Below are 23,761 nucleotides of genomic sequence, written 5' to 3'. Positions count from 1 at the left end.
ATCTAAAGAAATACTGGGGAAAAAGATGCTGCTGAGGTGTTTTTTTTTATGAGTTTCGTTTTTTTGAAAGCCTGTTACAAATTAAAATTATTTACAGAATACTTTTACTTTCTACAATATCACTAAAAGTGGGTATTGTAAGAGTAGTAAAAAAAAAACTTTATTTACGAATGAGAATATTTAGCATGAGCTGTGGTAAAACTTTATAAAAGCGTTACTTGTTGATGTTAAATACTAGTTAGCGGTAATTTTAGAAAGATGACTAATAAACCAATTAAAAACAAATGATATGACTACAATTTCAAAATTTATTATAATGACAGTTCTGACAATATCAAGCAGTAGTATTGCTTTTGGACAGTCAAAAAAAGAACTTAGAAAACAAATTGACGATTTAAAAAGTCAAATTACTCAAGCAGAAAAAGAAAAAGAAACTGTTAAAGCTCGACTTAATAGAATTTCAGACATTAAAGTAGATGAAGTAATCACTTCTGACAAACTACCTAAGGATATTATTATCGGTGAAGGTGGTTGGAGAATAGAATTAAATGCTTTTAAATACAAAAGTGACTTAATTGGTCAATTAGGTACAATTTGGGTTGTTGATAGCGATGGACTATTACAACCACAAGGTGCCATAATTTTATCCGACTATAAAATAGACCCAACATTGACAAACCGTGATAAGGATGTTATTTATAAAAGTTTTGTTTCAAGTGGTTCAAAACTAGAAGGTGATGGTGGAGTACCATTTGCGAAGTTAGCCGCTTCGATACAATCGAATCAGTATTCAAGGTTTACAATTAATATAGAAGGAACTTCATCAATCAAAATACAAATACCTGACTTGCAAAAAATTGCGACTTTAGCAAACCAATTATTTGATGTAAATAAAAATAAGGGAGTATATATATGTACAGGTATGCACGTGATTAAATATCATTCAGCTAAATATTCAAAAAGTGATGGCAATGCAAAAATCACTTCCCCAGTAGTAAACATTGGTGGCGAATTTTATGCTGAATCAAGTGAAGAGAATACTGAATACTTTGTTGCACGTCAACTAACCCAATTAAATAAACCTGTAAATAAAACTCCTGCGATTGTAAACAGTGAACTAAATACATTGCTTAATACTTCGTCTGAAACTAATATTATTAATCAATCAAAAAAATATTCACCAGAACAAATTTTGACATTCATACTTAAAAGAGAACCAACATTTGAAGAAATTGTTGAATTTCAGAATAACCCTGATAAGTTTATCAAGGACGTTCCAAAAACTTTTGAATTTAATAATAAAGAAAAACTTTTGATTGATAATGCCAAATTGAAACTAAACGAATTGCCAAAAGAAATTAAATCAATTGACAATTTTAAATAAAAACTACCGCTAACAGCTAAGGGTTCGTTGGGCTTGAAAAGCCAACAATGAACCCGCGGTTGAACGGAACCTGTGATAGTTTAAAAAAGATAAATAATTATAGTTTAATGTAGTATATTTATTTTCTAAATAACAAAAAACAACGCAGTTTGAAGGTTATTAGGCATACTGGCGTTAGCGGTAGTACTCCAGAAAAATGTAAAAGGACAGTTATTTTGATTGATTCCCCTTAAACGTCTAACAATTTTCCTCTATCCATTTATATAAATAATCGATAGTTAATCCCATACTAAAAAGATTAGTTCTTAAATGCAATGCTGGAATATCTTTATCTTTTTCACGATGAGTTATTGTCCGAATACAATTTGGACATTTATAATGATCGTGTGAGGCTTTTGTTCGAAGATATTTACAGTTGTGTGCTTTTAGAAACGAAACCCAATCTTTCGTTTTTACTGGTCTATTATTTCCCATTTATAAAAATTAGCAAGCTACTTTATATTGCTTATTTTTTCTAATGGTAATATTTTCTAATCCTTGTAACAATCCATTTTCGTCAACAAATAATTTAGAAAAATTCTTTCTATGATAAGGAACTTGTGAAAATCCAAGTTTAACTAATTCTAATTTTCTTTGTTCTGCTCCCAATTTCATAAAATCTTCACAAAAAGTTTCAACATTTTCATCTAAAGAATTAATTGCTTCTTCTTCTGTAGAACCATATCCACTAATCATTAAAGAAGGAATAATAGATATAAAATGATCTCCATCTTTGCCACTAACTACAGTAGCTTCCAGAGTTAAATCGCCTCCTTTAATTCGTATAGTATCTTCTTGAGGTTGAATTTCAAGAGGAGTTTTTGTTAATTTAGCCATAACATTGAAGTTTTATATATATAAATATATATGGCAAATATATGGAAAAAAAGAAACTTAAAATTATTTTTAAAGGAAACTTAACTTTTGATTAAGTACACCGCTAAAGATGTATCAAACTAGGCAAAAAAAAACTTAAAAGCCAGTCAATCATGAATGTTGAGAGGATTTTTTCGGTTAGTTGGTATTGACTAAGACCTGCTAATTGGTTTGCGCTACTATAGGGGAATTAGTAGCTTTTAGGTTTTCTTTTGACCTTTTTGTTAGGCAATCAAAAGTAATAAGGCCATCTTTTCTATTTTTGAGACAGAGCTTACCTTACCCACAAATGGATTTTTTTTATTTTAAAAATGTTTTGGAACCACTCGCTGTTTTTGCGGTTCCTATCCAAAAGGGGAAGACGAAAATTAGGGCTTATGTCTTCTAAACTTTTAAAGCGCATTTGTAGGCGGGAAATTCCAGTTATGTGTTGCATTCTTGAAAATAAGAATAATCTTCTTTTTACACGAGTCTTTTGTTATGTTTTACAGGCGTAGCACGCTAGAAGGAGGAGTAATTAGTCCATTACTGGCAAATCTATTTCTTCACCTGGTATTCCTAAGTATAAATAGCATTTCAAAATAAAAATATTGCACAAATAAATCCTTACATTCATTTTAACGGAAATGCAGAAGAAGTAATTACATTTATATAATCCTTCCTGCTTAAATTTAGAATAAATGTTTAAATTTAAATTTTAAAAAAGTTTTAAACGAGAAAAATCATGAATAAAATCGCTAAATATAGAGAACAACTATTGTGCTTTTTAGAAAATGAGGAAGAACCTGATGTCATATGGGATTGGGTTGAAAAACAACCCGTTCTTGATCAACCAGATATTTTTAGAGAACTTAAAACTATTTTTAAAGAAAAAAATATACAAACAGACACTAATTATAGCTACGAAATAAATGACAACTTCGACGTTTTTATCGAAAAATTTGAAGATTCTATTCTTGATGATAAACTTGCCGAAAACCTATTTATTACTGAAATACAAAGAGTTTTGAGTGATACTACAAAAGTAAAGGAGTTTTTAACTTTCACTAGGAAAGCCTTAATTAATAGTATACTTACAAACGATGATAATAATGAAAACATATGGATTTTAGTCCATCAAACAATAAAGGCAGAAAAAGAATCGGGCGTGTACGATCCTGACAATTGGAGTGCTATTATGTGATCGAAAATCCCCTGCTGGCGCAAGCGTCTCGCTTATGCCCACAATCTAAATCAATTAATAAAATTAGCTGATGGTACGGAATTGTATTGTTTGTTGTTATAGTCTTATTAATAGATTTTTAGAGATATATTACTTTTTGATCTAGCAACCTTCTTTTTTTGAGTAACTGAACTGAAAAACACCAGTTATCAAATCTATATATTTTATAAAAGCGTCTATAAACGGCATTTGATAGTCTTTATGTATTACTTTTTTCTAAACTTGAAAAGCGCATTTGTTAACGGGAAATTCCAGTGATGTATTGTATTCAGTTTTCCATCACAATAGAACATAAGTTGCCTTAGCTGTAAAATTAACTATCACAGTCCCGATATCGGGAGAGTTTAGGCTAACGCCAAAATGCTAAGCAGCTAGGCTTTGTATTTCTACTATCAATTTTTATTGTTTGATTTAGTTATTTGTATTACTTTTAAGACGAACTCTTTTTTACAGAAAAGATATAATCGAAAGTTATATCAGCTATATTTACCTTTTAAAGAATAAAAAGCAACTCAAATTTAAGGTCTTTAGACATACTAATCTTGTACAACATATAACGGCATAGACCTGTAAGCATTGACATTAATAAATCCCGAAAAAGAACAGCTGACAAATTATGATTAAGAACTATTTAAAATCGTATAACATTTTAACAGATGATGAGATTGAATTATTTATTCAAAAATCAACAAATAGATATTTAAATAAGCAAGATTATTTTATTAAAGAAGGCGAAACTTGCAAAGAAGTAGCCTTTGTTTTAAGTGGTATTTTTCGTTCTTTTTATATTTCAGATAAAGTAGAGGAAATAACATATTGTATTACTTTTCCAAATAACTTAATGACTGCGTATTCGTCATTTATAACAGGACAAAACACGGTTGAAAACATTCAAGCAATTACAGATGTTGAATTGTTGATAATTCCAAAAAGTACAATTGATGATTTAGTAAAAGAAAATGCAAATTGGATAAAATTTCTAAAAATAGTTGCTGAACAACAATACATTGAGCTTGAAAAACGAATATTTCAATTGCAAAAAAATAGTGCATTGCAACGTTATAGAGATTTGATTACAAATCAACCTGAATATATTCAGCACATTCCTTTACAGTATTTAGCTTCCTACTTGGGGATTACACAAAGGCATTTAAGTCGAATAAGAAAAGAAATTTCGTTTTAGACATTTGTCCTGTATTGCTTATTTTTTGCCATTTATATTTGCCTATCTTAAAACTAAATTCAAAGTAGATGAGCAAAACAATTTTAATTGTAGGTGGCACGGGCTTGATAGGTAAAACCATTTATAAAATGATTTCTGACAGAAATCCAGATCTGAAAATCCTCATTGGATCCCGAAAAAAACATACCCTTAAAAATCATCTGCAATTAGATGTTAACGATTTGAAAACTTTTGATATATTAGAAAATCAGCACATAAATCTGATTGTAGCTTGCACTAAGGACCCGCAAAACAATATCCTTAATTACAGTATAAAAAAGGGTATTGATTACATCGATATTACGAAGCCTTCTTCAGAACTTCACGAAGCACACTATTCCATTAAAAATAGCCTTATAAAAAGTAAAATTGTTTTTAGTTCAGGCTGGATGGCTGGCATCACACCACTGCTAGTATATGCAACTGGAATTTTGCCAAACGAATTAGAAAAAATAAAAATCATCGTTTATTATTCAACTAAAGATAAAGCAGGAGGCAGTTCAGCCGATTTTATGGCTAAAAATGTGAGTACACCATTTACTTTTTACCAAAATAATTTAGCAATTAAAACAAAACATTTTAGGAATGGGGAAAATTATGTTTTTGACTTTGATAATCAAACCAGAAAAATTTTTGATTTCGATATTCCAGATTTGTATATTTTTAATAAAATAGAAAAAATACCAGTCGTAAATGCTAAACTAACTTTCGATTCAAAGCTAATTACATCGGCTTTGGCAATCATGCAAAAAATTAGTTTTTTCAACATTTTAAGTTTTAGAGAAAAGAAATGGATTTTTGGAGGTAGTGGCTCCGGTGATATTACCGCTTTTGAGGTTTTATACAAAGAATACAATTTCCTAGAAAAAAAGATTACTTTGAAATCCGAGAAAGGTCAGTCGCAACTGACAGCATTTTCAACCGTACTTCACGTAGAAAAAATGTTAGAAGATACTAATCCTAATGACATTTATTTTAGCCATCAATTACACCAGCCTAAGCATTTTATTAGTTTATTAAATTCAAACAGCTCCATCTCGACAACATACTATGAATAAAATTTTAATAATTAACGGCCATCCAAACAAAAATAGTTTTTGTTTTGGTATAGTGGATGCCTATAAAAAAGGGGCAAAAATAGCTGGAGCAGAGGTCCAAGAAATAATTATTTCAGAACTACATTTTAATGTGAATCTACAATTTGGTTACCAACAAAGGACTGAACTAGAACCCGATTTGACAGAAGCTTGGGGAAAAATTAAATGGGCTGAACATATAGTTTGGGTTCATCCAGTTTGGTGGGGTGGACTTCCTGCAATTACTAAGGGATTCATTGACCGACTTTTTTTACCTGGTTTTGCATTTCAATACAAGGAAAATTCTGTGTGGTGGGACAAGTTGCTCAAAGGCAAAACGGCACATATTATTACAACTATTGACCAACCAAGTTGGTACTATTGGCTTTTGTATGGACGTCCAAGTGTTAATCAACTTAAAAAATCAACCTTGGAATTTTGTGGAGTAAAGCCAGTAAAAGTGACGTATTTTGGAATTGTAAAAACTTCGACGACCGAATCAAGAAAAAAGTGGCTAGACAAAGTAGAAGAATTGGGAAGAAGACAAAAGTGAAAATTATAGGTCAAAAATCACAAAACCACTAACAAACTGAACATTTGTACTTCTAATTTCTGTCTTCGCTAAGCTGAAAACTGTCTAAAAACTCCGTGAACAAGGTTATATGATTTCGGCTATGCTTTTAGCCATGGAATTTGGGTAAATAATATTGGACTAAAACGTATTCGGGCAATAACGACTAAGGAAAATGATAAATTAGTAAAACTCTTTGAAAAACTTAACTTTATTAAAATTACAGATTTGGATGATAATGAAATTAAATACGAATTAAGGCTGAATGTAAATTTAACCAAATAAGTGAAATAAATCCCAATTACTGAATTGTATTCTGCAAACTCCAATGAAGTACTATAAAAATATTTTTTGAGAATAATAATATAAAAACATTTTGTAAAAAAAGAAAGGGCTGGAAAGCCCTTTTTAATATCCTAAAGTCAATAGAAATTCATAGAATTTGATATTGTTGGAGTTATAAATGACTTCCGCTTCTTTTCACTTTGGATATAGAAGAGTATTGATGGAAGGAAAGAAAAGTGCGATACCTAATCACTAACAAAACTGTTTATAAACATATAGAATCAGACTTAATATAAAAGGAATGAGCTCTGTACAGTAGTTAGCTCATTCAGAAAGTATTAATTAATTTAAATGCCTAACTTTTTGGGTCCATGCACATTTTTAATATATCTCTTTTAGTTCTGAATTTCATAGGCGACATTAAATTGCCGTTAAGCAGGAAACTTTCTTGTCCTACGCTTCTTAGAAAGATATATCCTAAAGCCAGTGATATACAATGTAATGGGAATAAATCCTGCGATAAAAACAAGAATCCTACCAAATATCCCTGCAATTTCACCAATGTGTACAGGGTAAAATTGTGATGCTACACGGTTGCTAGTAGCATCATTCCTATAATCTGTTAAAGAGACTGTTTTTAGGTTTGTGCTGACCGCCAGTTCTTTGGTTTTTCTAAGTCCTTGCGTTTTAAATCTACTCTCAATATATCTAAACCGATAGTTGTCATTTGCATCTTTAGGATAGTAAATGGCACGCAAGTGATAACTTTTATCGGAATCTAATAAAACCGCTGCAAAGGATGAGGGATTCTTATTTTGTGTTTCTTGTTTAAGAATTGTTTTACTATCTAGCACTGATAGCGCCTTTTTATAATAGGAATTATACGTAAAATAGGCACCTGTAAAGGAAATTGTCAAAAGTGGGATAAAAAAGCTAACGCCCAATACTTTGTGAAGATCAAAATTAAATTTCTTTTTCTTACTCTTCCATTTAATTTTAAACCCGTTTTTAAGAGTAGTATTATAGGTTTTGTACCAAATATAAATACCCGAAAGCAATATCAATAGAAGGAAAATAATGGTACTTGTTCCAGTCACATACTTGCCTATTTTTGGAATTAAAAGAGTACGGTGAAATTTTAACAAATCTTCAAAAAACACAATTGAAGCTGAATTCTCTCCTAAAAACTGCCCATTTTCTGAATTATAATAATTGGTTTTCCCGTTTTTATATTCAATAGAAATTGTTTGCTGCTCTCTATATGGTAGAAACATTTTGCTAATACTATCCGAGTGCGTCGTTGTTAAAGAGGATGCCGTTTTTAAAAAAACGGCATCCTCTAAACTATCTATGTTTTTCATCGTTAATAGCTCAGGGTTAAGTGCCGCGCTGATTTCTGGTTGCCATACGTACATAGCACCAGAAATGCCAGAAATCGAAGCAACTAAACCGCATGTAATACCTACCCAAAGATGAATTTTACGCACTATATTCCCTAAAGCCATCAAACAGAAATTAAAAATTATATTGTAAACTTACTTTAGCGTTAGCGCCTTCGCCAGCTCCTGTAAATGTTTTTAATGGGGATGCCCATTGCGATCTTGCAGGAAGATAATACTCGTTTAACAAGTTATTTACCGCTAAGGACACAGACAAGTTAGGTTCTAATTGGTAAGCCAAAGAAAGATTAACTAAGGTATAACCACTTACTGGAAATTCAGTATGTCTATATTCATATTTGTTAGTGTTTACATTTAAAAAAGGATCAAATCTTTCTCTGTCTCCCGAATTGGTAACTCTAATAGAAGTACTTAATTTTTGTATCGGTTTCCAGTTTGCATACACAGTCAATTTTGGTGCAGAAATTACATCACCTCCCAAATAGCTTAAGTTATTTTCGTCTCCTACATTATATTTGGTACCTTCAACATACGAATAGGAGGTTCCAAATTGCCATTTATCGTTTGACGTAAAATAATCTATAGCAACCTCTCCGCCATAAATACGTTGTGGTTGTTTAGAAGGTTGGAATGTATTTAACTCATCAACAAAAACAATTCCCGTACCCAAACTAGAGGTGCTGTAATACCCAACAGCCTCAAACTTCAGGTTATTAAATTTAGATAAAAAACCAAATTCATAGTTTTTAGTCACCGCAGGTTCTAACTGAATATCATTAATATTACTTGCTGTTGCAGAACGCAATACAGAACCTAAATCTGCAATTGAAAAACCTTGTGAGTAACTTATATATGGTATAAATTCTTGATGCTCAATATAGCGTACACCAAAATTAAAGGCGAGATTATTAAAGTTTAATTTACCACCTTGTACGTCTACAGACGGGCTAAAGTTACCATCACTCTTGCCGGAATACGGTAAAGTACTATAATCAACAATATCCATATTAATATCATCATAACGTAAACCTGTTTTAACAACCCATTTTTCATTAAATTTAAGGGTAGATTGTGCGTAAGGCGCCCAGCTAATCATTTCGATATTAGGCACCCATAACCTACCATCTAATAGCCCTTGATTGGTTTTATCTCTAAGTAAATCTACACCATACGTAAGTGTAATATCTGCCGCCTTGTTGTCTGACAACTTCGTGATAAAATTGGGTCTTAACCCATATTTTTCTGCGTTTATTACAGATTGACCTCCGTTTTCAAACTTATCAGAATAAAAGAAAATGTTCTCCGTATTTTGGTAATACAAATCAGTTTGAAAGTCTGTAGTTTCAGAAAATATATTGTTTAAATTATATGTCAATTGTCCATTTCCAAGGATTGAACCGTTAGCTTTTTCTCCCGCAATAGTCCCTTTTTCACCATATCCAGCTGTTATAGAATAATCTCCTTCTTTATTAAAAACTTCAACTTTTGCAGCTACAGGAATAAATGGAGAGTTTTGCACCGATTTATAAAAATTACCTCCTAGGGATATTTTTTGATTTTCAGTTAATTGATACTCAATCTTTCCTAAAGTACTGTATATTTTAGAATTATCAAATCCATAGGTTGGTAAAAGAGGAATACCTTTAGCATCATATTTATTGCCCGTTTTTTCATAACTCCCGCTAATATAATAACTGAATTTATCTAAATTCCCTTTAAAGGATTGGTAACCCCCAAATCCTAATGCGTCTTTTGTTTCTGCTACATTAGATGTACCCCAAACATTGGTGGAGCCTTCAAATTTTTTGATAGAATTAGGTTTTTTAGTAATGTAATTAATAAAACCGCCGTTACCACCGTTACCAAAAATAGAAGTAGCTCCTTTTATAACCTCCACGCGACTAATATCATTAGGAGTAATTGATTTTATTCCTAATTGTCCGTTTCTTAAAGGTGAAGATTGCGGAATACCGTCAACCATAACTAGTAAAGATCGCCCACGTAATGTTTGTCCCCAGTTAGAAAAAGTACCTGAAGACATCGCTAAACCTGGCACTGTAAATTCTAGTATTTCACTAATATTTGAAGTAGATTTAGCAAACTCTTGCAATTTAGCTTGTCCAACTACTGTTACAGAAGCTGGAATTTCTGATAAATATTCAGAGTGCCTGCTGGCAGAAATTACAACTTCATCTAAGCGGCTTATATCATCTGATAAAGTAACATTGTATACTACTGAACTAGTACCATCAAACGTAAAGCTTTTGATTCTAGTTTGGTAACCAAGCATTTCAATCCTAGCTGAATAAGTTCCCTCTTTTATGTTAGACAACAAATAATCTCCAGAAACATCTGTAGTTGTACTATTTCCTGTTTCTTTAATTTGCACAGTCGCCCCGATGACTGCTTGATTATTTTGATCTGTAATTTTACCCTTTAGATTTGATTGCGAAAATGCCTGAACTGATAGAAGTGCAGCAGCAATTAAAATAATAATTTTCATTTTATTCTTATTTAGATTAATTAAATATAAAGCGCGAAAGTAAAACTAAAAAGAAAGTTAGCAAAGTAAAATTAAGTTTATTTTAAGAAATGTATGATTATAGGCTAAGTCCAGCTTATGATCTGTTGAATAGCCGTATTCATATAGACAATAAAGAATTTGCGTTGGATGATGGACTATTACCTGAAAATTTAGATCAAGGAAAAGTAAGGCGACAGTTTTTTGTCTTTGCGGTGCATATAGGCATCAGTGAGAAAAACTTTAATGACATCATGGAGTTGCGTTATCACAGTCAGAAAAGGTAGAAAAAGTGTTAGCTGCTTCTTTCCTAAACGACGCTACTAAGAGAAATTTTTGGCAGTCTTACCATGGCCGGCTAAAACAGTTAAAGAAAGGATAAGCTTTCTATATAGTAATATGTACCACAAAATATAGAAAAGTGCTGCTGGTATTTGTTGAACTAGGGCTCCTAAAATTTAATTGGCATGATAAACCTAAAAACCTCGTTTAAAAAGATTTAAACGAGGTTTTTTTTAGGGAAATATTATTTTTTAGATTCTTCCACAGAAACTTTTCTAAACTCTTTTAATAGTTTCTCTAGCTCTAGAGTTGCTTTACGAGCTCTTGCTCCAGCTGCTTTAACACCTTTTTCAGTTAGTGATTCAGATTCGGTTTTAAATGTTTCAAATTCTGCGTTGATTTTTTCGATTAAATCTTTCATGATATTTTTTTATAAATTTAAGAGGTAAAAATAGTAATTTATGCTCTCGTTAGACGACGTAGAGTGTAAAATTTGAGTTGTTCTCTTGTTTATGTTACGACTTTCTTTTCTTCTTTTTTAAGTTGTGCGATATAGAAAGCTGCAGGCATATTAGCTCTTGCCTTAAAAGCATTCGCAAAACGTTGGGTAGAACTAAAGCCGATTTCTTCAGCCAGTGCTTTATTTGTATACTGTTGTAGAAGTTTACTTTCTTTAAGAGCGTTGATCAGATAGTCAATTTTCAAGTCATTAACGTAGGTAACAAACTTCTTATGGCGGTGATGGTAAACAACAAGAGAAAGATATTTAGTATTGGAGTTAAAAGTAGCGGCTAGTTTTACTAAGGTTATTTCTTTATCTAGGAACTTCTTTCCTTGTTCCCATTTTTCTAATTGCCTAATTAATTCAGTAACCGCTGCAGCATTGATGTCAGCTATTCCAGTATGTTGTATTGGGGTGATTTCTTTTATAGGCTCGAAGCTTTTATTCATCAGTGCGTCATAATTTTTTTTGTACGTACTTTTGATTTTAAAGTTGCGATAGCTTACAAAAAGAAGGGTTAAGAATATTAGTGTTACAAGGACAATAAAAATTAAGTTGTTGGATTTTTGTCCATTTACTTGTGACTCTAATTTTTGTTTTTCAATCAAAATGTTCTTATTATCATATTCCTTGCTCACTTTGGATATGAGGTAACTGTTAGTTTCAAGGAGCAAATGATCTGCTTTAAGTAGTTGGTCTATATAATACAAATGTAGCTTGTCCTCTTTCTTTGTTTTGTAGTAGTTAATTAATAATACAAAAGTTTCTAATAAATCTCTTCTTATAAATTGTTTGCTGTTTAAAATCTGGTCCACTTTTTTAAAATAAGGGATGGCAGTTTCATATTTTTTAAGTTCCCAATAACTTTTCCCAATATAAAAATTCCCTACAGCCTCATTGGCAAAATCATTGTTACTTTCTATTTCAAGCATTGTACTTTTTAAATTATCAATAGCCTTTTGGTAATTATTTAGAAAATATTGGTTCACACCTTCTGAGTGCTGAAAATAAACGGTCATTTCTGGACTAGCACGCTTTTCACTTTCTTTGACTCCTTCCTCGTTAGTTATGGAGCACAAGCCGTAATTCCCCACTTTATTATAAGACAGTCCCAAAGAATGGAGTGAATTCAGATATGCTCTGTCATGATTCTTTTTATAGTAGTTTACACATTCTCTCAATAAAGAAATGCCTTCGTCAAAAAAACCCATGCTGTTCTTCAGCTGAGCAATGTTGTATTTTACTTTATAAATGAGGTATTGATCATTTGTTTTAGCTATATATTCGTTAGCAATCAGATAGTCATCTAATGCCTCTTTGTATTTCTTATTGGAAAACAAAACTATTCCTTTGGTTAAGAACGCACTACCTATTGCAGCATTATCTTTTGTCTTTTTTGCTGCATATACCATGCTATCAGCGTAAATTATCCGCATTGATGAAGGGGACATGTGCATTAAGTTTTGATAGCCGTTTTTAAGCTCCTGCCAGTTGTGTTCCCTTTTCGCTTTTTTGATATAAGTAAATAAGTATATGGCAGCTCTGGTACTGTCATTTTTAAACTGGTCTATTCGGTCTTCCAAATAAGCAAAATCTTTATTTTGAATGGAGTCTGGAACTTTGAACGAGGTATTCTGAGATTGTATCCACAGGGGTACAAATAACATTAGTATAAAAAATGGCTTCATAGTACATCAATTAAATTCGGGGTAGTTGCGAAACACTCCTTGTGTATTCAGATATAGATACTGGAATCTTTTCAACAAAGTGTATTTCAAAAATACTATAATCTACTGATAAATAGTGTTTTATTGGAATAAAAAGAATGTGTGGATTTCGTGAAAATCCATAGTTATTATCGTGAAAACACACCACTATAGTCTTGTGCGGGTACTTTAGAGCATATAGATTTGCTTCGAATTCAAAAGCAAAAAGTTTAGCATCGTGCTAAATAAAGGTTCTGCTTACCCGGGTAGATGAACAGAGAAATTATTCTCAGTCACATTTTATAACTAATAATTATGAAAAATTTATTTTTAGGTTTGTTTGTTGTTTTAGTAATGATTTCCTGTTCTACGGATGAATATGGAAATACAGTTGAAGAAGTTAATAGTGTTTCTGTGCAAGCAAGTGTATCGAAACAATTGGGTCCAGCAAATGATGCTAATCCTTACGATGAAGTTGGGAAAAAATATGGTATTTGGCTTTCGGACTACTATCAGATTCATGGATATTCTAAAACTATTCAAGATTTAGCGACCCAAGTAAATTATATGGGAGCAAAGTTGAAAGCTCCCGATGTTTTTGGTAAAAGCAATATATTGATTACGGAAGACGGTATTAGTATTAGTATAAATAATCCTGAAACTGTGGTTACATCAATACTAGCTGCAGGTACCTTGAGCGAAGCTGCGGAAAGTAGTTTACTCGGTTTTTTTGTATCTCTCATTCAAAATAAGGAAGCAGAGTACAGCCTATTGTATGATTTCATCACCACGTACGAAGCTGGGATATTGGATTCTACTAATCTAACAAGAAACGAATTGGAAACAATTTTAGGAATCACCGCAGTTACCAGATATGCACTTGATGCAGAAGGGGGACATAAAGATCGAGATTGGGAAATTTCCGTTGGGAACAAAAAAATAGCATCAGGGTTTCATCCTTTTCAGGCTTCACTCATTTCTGTAATCGCCCTTCTGCGCTATTACTTATAATCAGTTAATCTTTTTATAACAAAAAATGTCCTTGTTACTGATGAAATTACCCATTTACTTTTCTTTAGTGTTGGTCATATTTAACCTCATTAGTCTCTGTTTCATTATAGATTTATTAAGCTATGATGAAATAGTTGGCTATTGGTTTAACGGTCGCAAGAAAAACGTGAGTACTCAAACGATGGGGTATTTACTTTTTGTAGCAACCCTGATGAATCTGTATTTCATTTTTTTGATTGTTGTCGAAAAATCAAATAAGAACGATTAGTACGACTTTAGTTTGCCAGTATTCCTTTTTATTTGAAACGAGTGAATTATGATAATGACTTTACTACATATCGATTTAAATGAACTTCCAGTTAAAGGCCTAGATGTTCAAATTCTAAAAGATTGTACGCTTAAAAAAGTGGGGCATGAAGCTTTCCTTATAAGTAATACGGCTGTACTACTTATAAAATCAGGCAGTCTAAGAATTTCTTTTCATGACGTTTTTTTGGAGCTGTTCGCCCATGATTTAGTTGTCCTTTCTAAAGGGTCACCTTTAGTCATTTTAGACACGGATCCTCAGCTAAAACTATTCTACCTTTCCTTCAGTACAGCCTTTGCGATAGAAAATTGTAATAAGCAAGCCCTTCTTGACGCTTTTTATTTTCTTAGTGGTAAAAGTATTGGAAAGGTGAGTTTAGATCTTAAAAGTTATTTAGTGGTATCGCTAATCTATAAGTTGATGTATCAAGTGAACAGTGATAAAGCGATTCGGCATGTAGCAACAGAGTTGCAGCGTATTAGTTTTAATCTCTTTTTATATGAACTCCGTTGTATTTATGGGCATTTTGTGAGTGATTACCACTTGAGTTTTACAAGAAATGAAAATTTGACCATTCAATTTTTAAATATTCTTGCCATTCATTTTAAAGAGCAGCACAGCGTAAAATTTTACGCAGGCGTTTTATATGTAACCCCTGGTCATCTCAATAAGGTAGTTAAACATACTACAGGGAAGTCAGTAAAAAGAATCCTTGAAGAAACCCTTATCATGGAGGCGAAAAATGCACTTGAAGACGACCAAATTACAATAAATTTCTTGTCAGAATATTTGGGATTCAACTGTCCTTCCGCTTTTAGTACCTTTTTTAAAAAGCATGTTGGAAAATCACCGACGGTCTACCGAAGCAGTATAAGCAAGTAGATCTATTTCTCCCCAATCAATTGTTTTTCAAAACCAATAAAAACAATTCTATGATGCAAACAAAATACCCCTTAGAATGGTTCGATTGTTTAATAGTACAGGAACTTAATGCAAGGAGTGGAGCACTGCAATCCATAACCATTGCTGAAAGCAAGGAACTCGTTGCCCATATTTTAAAAGAATCTCGTAGGATTCAGATCCAGATTAAGGAAGAAATTTTTTCGATTCGAAAAAAGAGGCAATTTCGGCATTTAGTTCGAAAATACCATTCCAGTTTCATTTACCTTTTAGATTGTAGCATTGAAAACCAGCAGCATGATTTTTTTAGAGAACCCCATCTTTGTATTATCGGTGCTACCGTTATTAATGTGCTAGAGGATTTGATATCTTTTGTTGAAAACCGTTTTTACAAGTACCTTAGTTTGGATGAGCGTGTTCCCATCACCTATCAAATAGTCTCCAAAAGAGAAATTCTGTCCAAACTAGAAGTTTTAAAAAAAAATATTTCTAAGGATCCTTCTAGTACAGAAGAACCTTTACAAATTGTAATTGCAAAACTTTACCAAAAATTGACATCTGAGTACACGCACAAAAGCACTTACAGGGAAATAGTGTATAGAAAGGAACTATTGAACGCCTTAGCTAATGATGCGTTACCAGTTGTAAAAAGTACTATATACTCGGCAGCAGATGAAATATTGATAGCATTTAATTTTAATTGTCAGGAATACAGTTCTTATCTTAAGAATAGGATTATGCTCCAGCTCGATCACTATACTACAGTTGGAGAGAGGTTGGCCGCTATATTACTTATTTACAAAGAATTTGGGCAGCTCTATTGCAAGCCCAAAAGAATGTTTGACCCGCAAGAGCCTCATTTGAAAGAGGTTTTAAATACTTGGTTTCAACATGAAATTCGCTACTTGGAACAGCAATTAAAAACCAAAGAAGAAGCTGCTATCGTTACAACTCCTCAAAGTGACGTAGCGAAAATAGATTCCAATCTTAAAATGGAATGTGATTTATCGTGTGATCAGATAGCTCTTATATTGAGAGCTGCAGATGAATCTCGTGTCGTAAAAGCCCGCTCCATGAGTCAGGTATTTAAAAGTATTGTTCCTTATTTATCTACTCCTTTTAAAAAAGAGCTTTCTTATCAATCTGTAAGAAGCAAGTCATACAATGCAGAAGACCGTGATAAAGTAGTAGCAATTCGCACGTTAGAGAAGATGATCACAAAAATAAATAGCTACTAAATTCCGTGTGTAAAGTGTGATATATGGTCTGTTGACCACGGGTACTAAAGGGTACAACTTAAAGTTGTACTTGTGAAGAAAGTTAACTAATTGTTCTTTTGACTTATGAAATCAAACATTTATTTTTTATAGTGTTCGATGGAAATAAAAAAAGGAAGTTGAACATTTAATTATGAAACTATGTTTACAAACATTTCATGGGGCAATTACATCGTTGTGATTGTATTGCTATTGGCAAGTTGGTATTTATTTATTGGATTGCGATTTTATTTTGTAGAGATCAAAGAAATTGTGACAGGAAAGTGGACCATTCGGAATTGCAGGAGTAAGGATTTAGAAATTCATTATGATGTAGTTCAGCCGCAAACTTTTACTGATACTTCATTGCAGCCATCATTTGGAGAGCCAGAAGAATCTATTATTAATATAGATGCTTTTGTAGAAGGATTGAAAAATGTTGTAAAAGAGGCAGCTCAAAGAAAATTAGTCAAAACAGAGTTTCAGAGTTATCTCAGTTTGCTCCTTTGTGAGTTTCCATCTATTAAAAACTCCCCCTTTAGATCCTCAGTCAGTGAAATGATAATCTCAGAATGCAATAAGCTAGATTTTATAAGTTTAAGTCAGGTAGAGGTAGAAGAATTATGGAACGAAAATGAATAAGAATAATAAAAGATTGTGGAGGAATTGCCCCTGTCCGTTTCAGTGCGGTATGGCTTAATGTGACAGGAATGAGAAATTGAGACAGTGGCATGCTCTGCATTATTTTTAATGATTTGAACTATAAAACAAGGTATTATGAAGAAGTGCATCAGGAATTTAAAGAAAGAGAACCGACAAAATAGAATTATCGGTGTTAGCATTTTGGTATTGCTAGTATTCAGCTATCAAGGATATGGACAAGATGGGCTTGCGGGAATCAATGAAGCGAACCAAAAAGTACGGAGTTATTTTGATGCAGGTACCCAATTGATGTATGCTATTGGTGCATTACTTGGGCTGATCGGCGCCGTTAAGGTATATCAGAAATGGAATGCGGGTGATCCTGATACGGGAAAAGTAGCGGCGGCCTGGTTTGGCAGCTGTGTTTTTCTAGTTGTAGTTGCCACCGTGATAAAATCATTTTTTGGAGTTTAAAACGCTATAAATATGGAAAATACGGTATATCATATCAACAAAGGAATCAATAAAAGTATCGAATTCAAAGGTTTAAAAGCGCAATACATTTGGTATTTTGGAGCAGGAATAGTAGTATTAATGATCCTTTTTTCAATCATGTATATAATCGGATTTCCCTCCTATATTTCCTTAGGAATTATAGGTATTGGAGGAACCGTGATGGTTGTAAAAGTTTATAAAATGAGTCATAAGTACGGAGAGTTTGGGATGATGAAAGAGTTAGCGAAAAGACAATTGCCTAAAGCAATCAAGACTCAAAGTAGGAGCGTTTTTAAAATGCGAAAACTATAGCGAACGGAATGAAGAGACAGTTAAATTGAGATGATGATGGATAAAACGATGGAGGCTATTTTGCCATTAATGGATATTGAACACGATTGTATTCTATCCAAACAGGGAGACATTACTGTAGTATTCAAAGCAGAACTACCAGAAATATTTACGCTATCTGATCAGGAGTATGAGTCATTTCACCAAGCGTGGGTGAAGGCCATAAAGTTATTGCCGAAATTTAGCGTTTTTCACAAGCAAGACTGGTTCATCGATAGTAAGCATCAACCGCATTTTGAAAATGATGACCATAGTTTTCTTAGTCGCTGCAGTGAACGATTCTTTAATGAACGTCCTTTTTTAGACCATTCATGCTACATTTTCTTGACTAAAAAACCAGGGGGAAGAAAGACGTCCAGTTCCTTGTTTTCTAATTTAATTAGGCCCTCAATCGTGCCTGAAGAAACGTTAAAGGAAAGTTTACGTCAAGATTTTGTCGATAGTACAGGGCAATTCAAGCGAATATTGGAAGACAGTGGCTTTGTAAAACTGCAGCGTCTGGGCAATGATGAGTTGCGAAGTCATAGTAGGAAAATTGGCGTTATAGAACGCTATTGCTGCTTGTCTGAGAAACCGGATTCCTTTGAATTTAATGACATTGCTTTCAACGAAGGTTTACAGGTGGGTGACAAACATTGCCAGGTATATACTTTAGGGGACGCAGCCGATTTACCTGCGCTATGCGGTTCTAGAATTAATTATGACCGGTATTCAACTGACAGAACCAAATTTAGCGTTGGTTTTGCCTCAAAATTGGGTCAGCTGCTTTCATGCAATCATATTTATAATCAGTATATTTTTATAGAGGATTTCCAAAAGACTTTGCAGAAATTAGAAAGTAAAAGGTTACGGTTACAATCTTTATCGGCTTATAGCAGAGAGAACTTAATTGCTCGGGATGCTACAAATGATTTTCTTAATGAAGCGATTAGTCAGCAACGGTTACCAGTTAAAGCACATTTCAACGTATTGGTTTGGAGCGATCGAAAAGAAGAATTGAAAGGGATTAAAAACAAAGTTTCTTCTGCTTTAGTACAAATGGATGCAGCTGCAAAACAGGAAACGGTAGGAGCTGCCCAGATTTATTGGGCAGGGATTCCAGGAAATGCAGCTGATTTTCCGATGAACGATAGCTTTGATACGTTTGTGGAGCAAGCAAGTTGCTTTCTGAATCTCGAAACAGCTTATCGTTCTTCGTTAAGCCCCACTGGAATCCGACTAGGTGATCGCTTGACAGGAAAGCCCGTACATGTTGATATCAGCGATGAACCAGTAAAGATGGGTATTTGTACTAATCGCAATAAGTTTATTCTGGGACCTTCAGGAAGTGGAAAATCTTTTTTTACGAACCATATGGTCAGAAGCTATTACGAGCAAGGAACTCATGTAGTGCTTGTTGATGTAGGGCATAGTTACAAAGGATTGTGTGATATGGTAAAAGGGTACTATTTTACCTATGATGAAAAGAATCCAATCAAATTCAATCCATTTTACATTGGTGATGGTGATGCTTTGGATACAGAGAAAAAGGAAAGTATTAAAACCTTGCTCTTGGCGCTTTGGAAAAAAGACGATGAGACCTTTAATCGAATTGAATATGTAGCCTTATCGAATGCTTTACAACTGTATTATGAAAAGCTGGCTGTCAATTTACAGCTGTTTCCCAGCTTTAACACCTTCTATGACTTTTTAAAAGAGGATTTTGTAAAAGTATTGGAAGGGGACAAGGTCAAAGAAAAGGATTTTGATGTGAATAATTTTCTCTACGTATTGCGACCGTATTACCAAGGTGGGGAGTTTGACTATCTGCTCAATGCAACAGAAAATTTAGACTTGTTACAAGAGCGATTTATTGTTTTCGAATTAGACAATATTAAGGATCATCCGATACTTTTTCCAGTGGTTACCATTATCATAATGGAGCTGTTTATTAGTAAAATGCGAAAGCTAAAAGGAGTTCGTAAAATGATATTAATTGAAGAAGCATGGAAGGCTATTGCTAAGGAAGGTATGGCTGAATATATTAAGTATTTATTTAAAACTGTTCGGAAATTTTTTGGAGAGGCAATCGTGGTTACCCAAGAAGTGGAAGATATCATTTCTTCACCAGTAGTGAAGCAGGCGATCATCAATAATAGCGACTGCAAGATATTACTGGATCAGAGTAAGTATCAAAACAAATTTGAGCAAATTCAGGAACTATTGGGACTCACAGAAAAAGAAAAAGCATTGGTGTTATCAGTAAATAAAGCCAATGATCCCAATAATAAATACAAGGAAGTTTTTATTTCCTTGGGTGGTATGCTTTCTAAAGTATACCGAACCGAAGTATCCTTAGAAGAATATCTCGCCTATACTACTGAAGAAACGGAAAAACTAAAAGTCCAATCCTACACAAAAATGTTTGGAGGCGATATTCAAAAGGGAATTGCTGCATTGGCTGCTGACTTGCGAGAGGAAGCAAAAGGATGAAAAAGAGACTATAACGCTCTAATAGAGGAGAAGACAAACCTAAATTAAATGCATTATGAAAACAAAGAGAAAAATAAGCTTGTGTTTGCTTTGTCTACTGCTGGTCAGTAGCCCCGCAAGGCCTGCAAAAGCAGTTGTTGCTTTGCCTATAGTTGGAGTGATAACTGCCGCAATTAAAAAAGTGATTTTGGCGATAGACTTGCGAATACAGCGGTTGCAGAATAAAACCATCTGGCTTCAAAATGCACACAAGAAACTGGAGAATACGCTTTCCAAACTAAAACTAGATGATATTTCGCAGTGGACACAGAAACAAAAAGACTTGTATAAGAATTACTACGAGGAGCTAATGAAAGTTAAATCAATAATTAGTTATTACCAGCGAATTAGGGATATTACGCAAAAACAAGTACGGCTCGTGAATGAATATGAAAGAGCTTGGGACCTCATTAGACAAGACCCACATTTTAATGTGACAGAATTGGAGTATATGCATAAAGTGTATTCGGGTATATTAAACGAGAGTTTAAATAATATCGATCAGATTTTTCTGATTCTTGATTCCTTTACGATCCAAATGAGTGATGCCAAAAGATTGGAAATCATCAATACAGCCGCTGATCAGATTGATGCCAACTATGATGATCTTAGATTATTCAATAGGCAAAATAGGCAACTTAGTCTGCAAAGAGCGAAAACGAAGCATGACGCAGATGCTATTAAGAAATTTTATGGCATCCCGAACTAAAACAATAAAGCTATGAAAAAGTTATTTCTGTTTTTACTATTGACAGCTTTGATGATGACTGATCTTTATGGACAGCTAAAGCAAAGAAAAGTATTGTTGCAGCAAATAGCTGCTTTAAAGGTCTATACTGATTATGCGCAAAAAGGATATTCGGAAGCCAAAAAGGGGCTAACGACAATTGGTGATTTCAAACGAGGAGAATTTAATCTTCACTCCGATTATTTCAATTCGCTGAAAACAGTTAATCCGAAAATAAAAACATATGCAAAGGTGGGAGAGATTATAGCTGTTCAACTAAAAATCATCAAAAATTCAAGTTTCATTATTAAACAAGTGCAATGGGATGATCTTTTTCATGGCAATGAAATAGCCTATATCAAAAGAGTAGTGGATCGTCTAATTGAGAATTGTGATGGAAATTTAGAAGAACTCTTAACCATAGTGACGGATGGTGAACTTGAAATGAAAGAAGAGGAGCGAATGAAACGCATTGATGCCTTGTATCGGAATATGTTGGAGAATTACAGTTTTGGTGAAAGCTTTACTAAGCAAACAAGATTGATGGTGTTGTCGAGAGCCAAAGAAAAGAAAGATCTGAAAACAAGCCGTGACTTGAATGGCATAAATACCAATTTCTAATGAAAAAGATACTAATTATTGGGACTCTTTTCCTGAGCTTATTTTTTCCACCTAGGCTTGCAGCCCAATCACAGGAAATGCAACAGTTGCTATTGAACATAGAAAAGTTAGCGCAATTCAAGCAGATTCTTACAGATATGAAAAAGGGATATCAGATCCTGAGTGGTGGTTATAATACAATTAAAGAATTGTCACAGGGTAATTTCAGCCTTCATGAAACATTCCTTGATGCCTTAATGCAAGTAAGTCCCACAGTACGGAACTACAGAAGAGTCGGTGAGATTGTGAAATATCAATTGCTTTTGGTAAAAGAATATAAGTCCGCATTTGAAGGCTTCAGGAATAGTGGGAATTTCAGTCCTGCTGAAATAGCCTATTTCTCAAACGTATATAGTAATCTACTAAATCAGAGCTTGAGGAATTTGGACGAATTGGTAACGGTTATTACCGCCAATACATTAAGAATGACCGATGAGGAAAGACTCACAGCGATTGACAAGGTTTATGCTGATATGCAGGACAAACTTTTATTTCTTCGAAGCTTTAATAACAACACTACAGTATTGGCGATTCAGCGTGCAAAAGAACGCAATGATGTGCGGGTAATGCGCAGTATTTATAAGACAGATAACTAAATAAAAATAAAGATGGCAAAGAGAAGCAAGGGAGTATTATTTACAGCCCTAGGAATTGTATTGCCCTTTGGGAGCAAGGCGCAAAGCATAGCGTCCGACATGAACAGTTTACATGGAGTTCTTGATCAGCTCTACGATGAAATGATGCCTTTGTGTAACAATTTACTGGGAGTAGGACAGGGCATAGCCGGTTTTGCAGCTATTTGGTATATCGGATCAAGAGTATGGAGGCATATCGCCAGTGCAGAACCGATAGATTTTTATCCGCTGCTACGGCCTTTTGCAATTGGTTTCTGTATTATGATTTTTCCTTCGGTCTTGAACTTGATCAACGGAGTAATGAAGCCTACCGTTACAGCAACTGCTTCGATGGTGGAAGGCTCTAATAAGGCTATTGGGTTATTGCTTCAAAAGAAAGAGGAAGCCATTAAAAGTACCAACTCCTGGCAGATGTATGTTGGGGAATCAGGAAATGGTGATCAGGATCGATGGTATAAATATACACACGACAATGCAAATCCAGATAACGAAGGAATGATTGAGGGGATAGGCAGCGATGTCAAATTTGCCATGGCAAAGGCATCGTTTAATTTCCGCAATTCGGTTAAAGAATGGATGAGCGAAGTATTAAGGGTTTTGTTTGAAGCAGCGTCATTGTGTATCGACACCCTGCGTACTTTTCAACTTGTGGTGCTTTCCATACTAGGTCCTTTAGTATTTGGGATTGCTGTATTTGATGGATTTCAACATACTTTGACCGTTTGGCTGGCGCGGTACATCAATATTTATCTATGGCTTCCAGTTGCTAATATTTTCGGTAGCATCATCGGAAAAATACAAGAGAAGATGTTACAATTAGATATCGCCCAAGTAAATGATTACGGAGATACTTTCTTTAGTAGAACCGATATGGCGTATTTAGTGTTCATGATTATAGGGATTGTTGGCTATTTTACAGTTCCCTCAGTAGCCAATTATATAGTCCATGCGGGTGGTGGAGGAGCATTGAGTCAAAAGGTAACTACGATCTTCAGTAATTCTACAAATTCTGCAATAAGTAGTGTTTCTACTGGTACTGGTATGATGGCAGATGCGATGGGTAATGCGGCAGGAAGGATGTCTCAAAGTATGTCTGGATCTAGTAGTTCAACTCCTTATTTCAAAGATAAGAATGGTTATATGGGGGATAAATTAAAAGGTAATTCTTAATCAATAAACT

Annotated in this window: 21 protein-coding genes; 16 read left to right on the top strand and 5 right to left on the bottom strand. The window is 33.7% G+C overall.

The genetic code is table 11. From position 1 onward, the window contains the following. Positions 1–289: 289 nt before the first annotated feature. Positions 290–1,384 carry a hypothetical protein gene (locus tag HJ01_RS15440; protein WP_040474049.1) on the top strand — a complete coding sequence of 365 codons (1,095 nt, stop codon included), beginning with the start codon at positions 290–292 and terminating at the stop codon, positions 1,382–1,384. 483 nt (positions 1,385–1,867) lie between these two features. Here HJ01_RS15440 and HJ01_RS15430 read toward each other — a convergent pair whose 3' ends face one another. Further along, on the bottom strand, positions 1,868–2,260 hold the full coding sequence (locus HJ01_RS15430; RefSeq protein WP_007139417.1) for a hypothetical protein: 393 nt from the start codon (positions 2,258–2,260) through the stop codon (positions 1,868–1,870). Between the two features lie 763 nt (positions 2,261–3,023). Here HJ01_RS15430 and HJ01_RS15420 point away from each other — a divergent pair. From HJ01_RS15420 to HJ01_RS15405, 4 genes are all read left to right on the top strand, one after another. After that, on the top strand, positions 3,024–3,482 hold the full coding sequence (locus HJ01_RS15420; protein ID WP_007139416.1) for a hypothetical protein: 459 nt from the start codon (positions 3,024–3,026) through the stop codon (positions 3,480–3,482). Positions 3,483–4,137: 655 nt separating this feature from the next. Continuing rightward, complete coding sequence (locus HJ01_RS15415; RefSeq protein ID WP_007139415.1) at positions 4,138–4,704, top strand: Crp/Fnr family transcriptional regulator; 567 nt, start codon at positions 4,138–4,140, stop codon at positions 4,702–4,704. A 68-nt stretch (positions 4,705–4,772) separates the two neighbouring features. Next, the gene (locus tag HJ01_RS15410; protein WP_007139414.1) at positions 4,773–5,801 is read left to right on the top strand and encodes a hypothetical protein; all 1,029 of its coding nucleotides are present in this window, start codon (positions 4,773–4,775) and stop codon (positions 5,799–5,801) included. Further along, positions 5,794–6,372 (top strand): NAD(P)H-dependent oxidoreductase, encoded by a 579-nt coding sequence (locus tag HJ01_RS15405; RefSeq protein ID WP_007139412.1) that lies wholly within the window; start codon positions 5,794–5,796, stop codon positions 6,370–6,372. The genes HJ01_RS15410 and HJ01_RS15405 overlap by 8 nt, the downstream gene beginning before the upstream one ends. A gap of 734 nt (positions 6,373–7,106) precedes the next feature. On the opposite strand, the gene HJ01_RS15400 is transcribed toward HJ01_RS15405, so the two are convergent. From HJ01_RS15400 to HJ01_RS15380, 4 genes are all read right to left on the bottom strand, one after another. After that, a complete protein-coding gene (locus HJ01_RS15400) occupies positions 7,107–8,180 on the bottom strand; it encodes a PepSY-associated TM helix domain-containing protein (protein ID WP_007139411.1) in 1,074 nt (357 codons plus the stop codon). Positions 8,181–8,190: 10 nt separating this feature from the next. Next, a complete protein-coding gene (locus tag HJ01_RS15395; RefSeq protein ID WP_007139410.1) occupies positions 8,191–10,578 on the bottom strand; it encodes a TonB-dependent receptor in 2,388 nt (795 codons plus the stop codon). A 544-nt stretch (positions 10,579–11,122) separates the two neighbouring features. Continuing rightward, the gene (locus HJ01_RS15385; RefSeq protein ID WP_007139408.1) at positions 11,123–11,299 is read right to left on the bottom strand and encodes a histone H1; all 177 of its coding nucleotides are present in this window, start codon (positions 11,297–11,299) and stop codon (positions 11,123–11,125) included. 89 nt (positions 11,300–11,388) lie between these two features. After that, positions 11,389–13,068, bottom strand: coding sequence for a helix-turn-helix domain-containing protein (locus tag HJ01_RS15380; protein WP_007139407.1), 1,680 nt, complete (start codon positions 13,066–13,068; stop codon positions 11,389–11,391). A gap of 333 nt (positions 13,069–13,401) precedes the next feature. Here HJ01_RS15380 and HJ01_RS15375 point away from each other — a divergent pair, with 333 nt between their 5' ends. From HJ01_RS15375 to traJ, 11 genes are all read left to right on the top strand, one after another. After that, entirely contained in the window at positions 13,402–14,097 is a 696-nt protein-coding gene (locus HJ01_RS15375) for a hypothetical protein (RefSeq protein ID WP_007139406.1), read from the top strand. 316 nt (positions 14,098–14,413) lie between these two features. Continuing rightward, positions 14,414–15,286, top strand: coding sequence for a helix-turn-helix domain-containing protein (locus HJ01_RS15370; RefSeq protein WP_007139405.1), 873 nt, complete (start codon positions 14,414–14,416; stop codon positions 15,284–15,286). A 50-nt stretch (positions 15,287–15,336) separates the two neighbouring features. Continuing rightward, positions 15,337–16,542 (top strand): hypothetical protein, encoded by a 1,206-nt coding sequence (locus HJ01_RS15365; RefSeq protein WP_007139404.1) that lies wholly within the window; start codon positions 15,337–15,339, stop codon positions 16,540–16,542. Positions 16,543–16,722: 180 nt separating this feature from the next. Then, complete coding sequence (locus HJ01_RS15360; RefSeq protein ID WP_007139403.1) at positions 16,723–17,202, top strand: hypothetical protein; 480 nt, start codon at positions 16,723–16,725, stop codon at positions 17,200–17,202. Between the two features lie 135 nt (positions 17,203–17,337). Further along, positions 17,338–17,676, top strand: coding sequence for a DUF4134 domain-containing protein (locus tag HJ01_RS15355; protein ID WP_007139402.1), 339 nt, complete (start codon positions 17,338–17,340; stop codon positions 17,674–17,676). Positions 17,677–17,688: 12 nt separating this feature from the next. Then, on the top strand, positions 17,689–18,009 hold the full coding sequence (locus HJ01_RS15350; protein WP_007139401.1) for a DUF4133 domain-containing protein: 321 nt from the start codon (positions 17,689–17,691) through the stop codon (positions 18,007–18,009). Positions 18,010–18,045: 36 nt separating this feature from the next. Then, complete coding sequence (locus tag HJ01_RS15345; RefSeq protein WP_040474052.1) at positions 18,046–20,520, top strand: TraG family conjugative transposon ATPase; 2,475 nt, start codon at positions 18,046–18,048, stop codon at positions 20,518–20,520. A gap of 55 nt (positions 20,521–20,575) precedes the next feature. Continuing rightward, entirely contained in the window at positions 20,576–21,268 is a 693-nt protein-coding gene (locus tag HJ01_RS15340) for a hypothetical protein (RefSeq protein WP_007139399.1), read from the top strand. A gap of 12 nt (positions 21,269–21,280) precedes the next feature. After that, entirely contained in the window at positions 21,281–21,907 is a 627-nt protein-coding gene (locus HJ01_RS15335; protein ID WP_007139398.1) for a hypothetical protein, read from the top strand. Further along, positions 21,907–22,542 (top strand): hypothetical protein, encoded by a 636-nt coding sequence (locus HJ01_RS15330; RefSeq protein ID WP_007139397.1) that lies wholly within the window; start codon positions 21,907–21,909, stop codon positions 22,540–22,542. The genes HJ01_RS15335 and HJ01_RS15330 overlap by 1 nt, the downstream gene beginning before the upstream one ends. 12 nt (positions 22,543–22,554) lie before the next feature. Further along, positions 22,555–23,751 (top strand): conjugative transposon protein TraJ, encoded by a 1,197-nt coding sequence (gene traJ / locus HJ01_RS15325; protein WP_007139396.1) that lies wholly within the window; start codon positions 22,555–22,557, stop codon positions 23,749–23,751. Positions 23,752–23,761: the final 10 nt, after the last annotated feature.

The sequence above is a fragment of the Flavobacterium frigoris PS1 genome (assembly GCF_000252125.1).
GTDB classification, from domain to species: Bacteria; Bacteroidota; Bacteroidia; order Flavobacteriales; family Flavobacteriaceae; genus Flavobacterium; species Flavobacterium frigoris_A.
This window is presented reverse-complemented; position numbering and strand designations above follow the sequence as displayed.

What these genes read in the sequence shown, in the direction of transcription:
- HJ01_RS15440 (WP_040474049.1), top strand. Translation starts at nt 290, where the DNA reads ATGACTACAATTTCAAAATTTATTATAATGACAGTTCTGACAATATCA.
- HJ01_RS15430 (WP_007139417.1), bottom strand. Translation starts at nt 2,260, where the DNA reads ATGGCTAAATTAACAAAAACTCCTCTTGAAATTCAACCTCAAGAAGAT.
- HJ01_RS15420 (WP_007139416.1), top strand. Translation starts at nt 3,024, where the DNA reads ATGAATAAAATCGCTAAATATAGAGAACAACTATTGTGCTTTTTAGAA.
- HJ01_RS15415 (WP_007139415.1), top strand. Translation starts at nt 4,138, where the DNA reads ATGATTAAGAACTATTTAAAATCGTATAACATTTTAACAGATGATGAG.
- HJ01_RS15410 (WP_007139414.1), top strand. Translation starts at nt 4,773, where the DNA reads ATGAGCAAAACAATTTTAATTGTAGGTGGCACGGGCTTGATAGGTAAA.
- HJ01_RS15405 (WP_007139412.1), top strand. Translation starts at nt 5,794, where the DNA reads ATGAATAAAATTTTAATAATTAACGGCCATCCAAACAAAAATAGTTTT.
- HJ01_RS15400 (WP_007139411.1), bottom strand. Translation starts at nt 8,180, where the DNA reads ATGGCTTTAGGGAATATAGTGCGTAAAATTCATCTTTGGGTAGGTATT.
- HJ01_RS15395 (WP_007139410.1), bottom strand. Translation starts at nt 10,578, where the DNA reads ATGAAAATTATTATTTTAATTGCTGCTGCACTTCTATCAGTTCAGGCA.
- HJ01_RS15385 (WP_007139408.1), bottom strand. Translation starts at nt 11,299, where the DNA reads ATGAAAGATTTAATCGAAAAAATCAACGCAGAATTTGAAACATTTAAA.
- HJ01_RS15380 (WP_007139407.1), bottom strand. Translation starts at nt 13,068, where the DNA reads ATGAAGCCATTTTTTATACTAATGTTATTTGTACCCCTGTGGATACAA.
- HJ01_RS15375 (WP_007139406.1), top strand. Translation starts at nt 13,402, where the DNA reads ATGAAAAATTTATTTTTAGGTTTGTTTGTTGTTTTAGTAATGATTTCC.
- HJ01_RS15370 (WP_007139405.1), top strand. Translation starts at nt 14,414, where the DNA reads ATGATAATGACTTTACTACATATCGATTTAAATGAACTTCCAGTTAAA.
- HJ01_RS15365 (WP_007139404.1), top strand. Translation starts at nt 15,337, where the DNA reads ATGATGCAAACAAAATACCCCTTAGAATGGTTCGATTGTTTAATAGTA.
- HJ01_RS15360 (WP_007139403.1), top strand. Translation starts at nt 16,723, where the DNA reads ATGTTTACAAACATTTCATGGGGCAATTACATCGTTGTGATTGTATTG.
- HJ01_RS15355 (WP_007139402.1), top strand. Translation starts at nt 17,338, where the DNA reads ATGAAGAAGTGCATCAGGAATTTAAAGAAAGAGAACCGACAAAATAGA.
- HJ01_RS15350 (WP_007139401.1), top strand. Translation starts at nt 17,689, where the DNA reads ATGGAAAATACGGTATATCATATCAACAAAGGAATCAATAAAAGTATC.
- HJ01_RS15345 (WP_040474052.1), top strand. Translation starts at nt 18,046, where the DNA reads ATGGATAAAACGATGGAGGCTATTTTGCCATTAATGGATATTGAACAC.
- HJ01_RS15340 (WP_007139399.1), top strand. Translation starts at nt 20,576, where the DNA reads ATGAAAACAAAGAGAAAAATAAGCTTGTGTTTGCTTTGTCTACTGCTG.
- HJ01_RS15335 (WP_007139398.1), top strand. Translation starts at nt 21,281, where the DNA reads ATGAAAAAGTTATTTCTGTTTTTACTATTGACAGCTTTGATGATGACT.
- HJ01_RS15330 (WP_007139397.1), top strand. Translation starts at nt 21,907, where the DNA reads ATGAAAAAGATACTAATTATTGGGACTCTTTTCCTGAGCTTATTTTTT.
- traJ (WP_007139396.1), top strand. Translation starts at nt 22,555, where the DNA reads ATGGCAAAGAGAAGCAAGGGAGTATTATTTACAGCCCTAGGAATTGTA.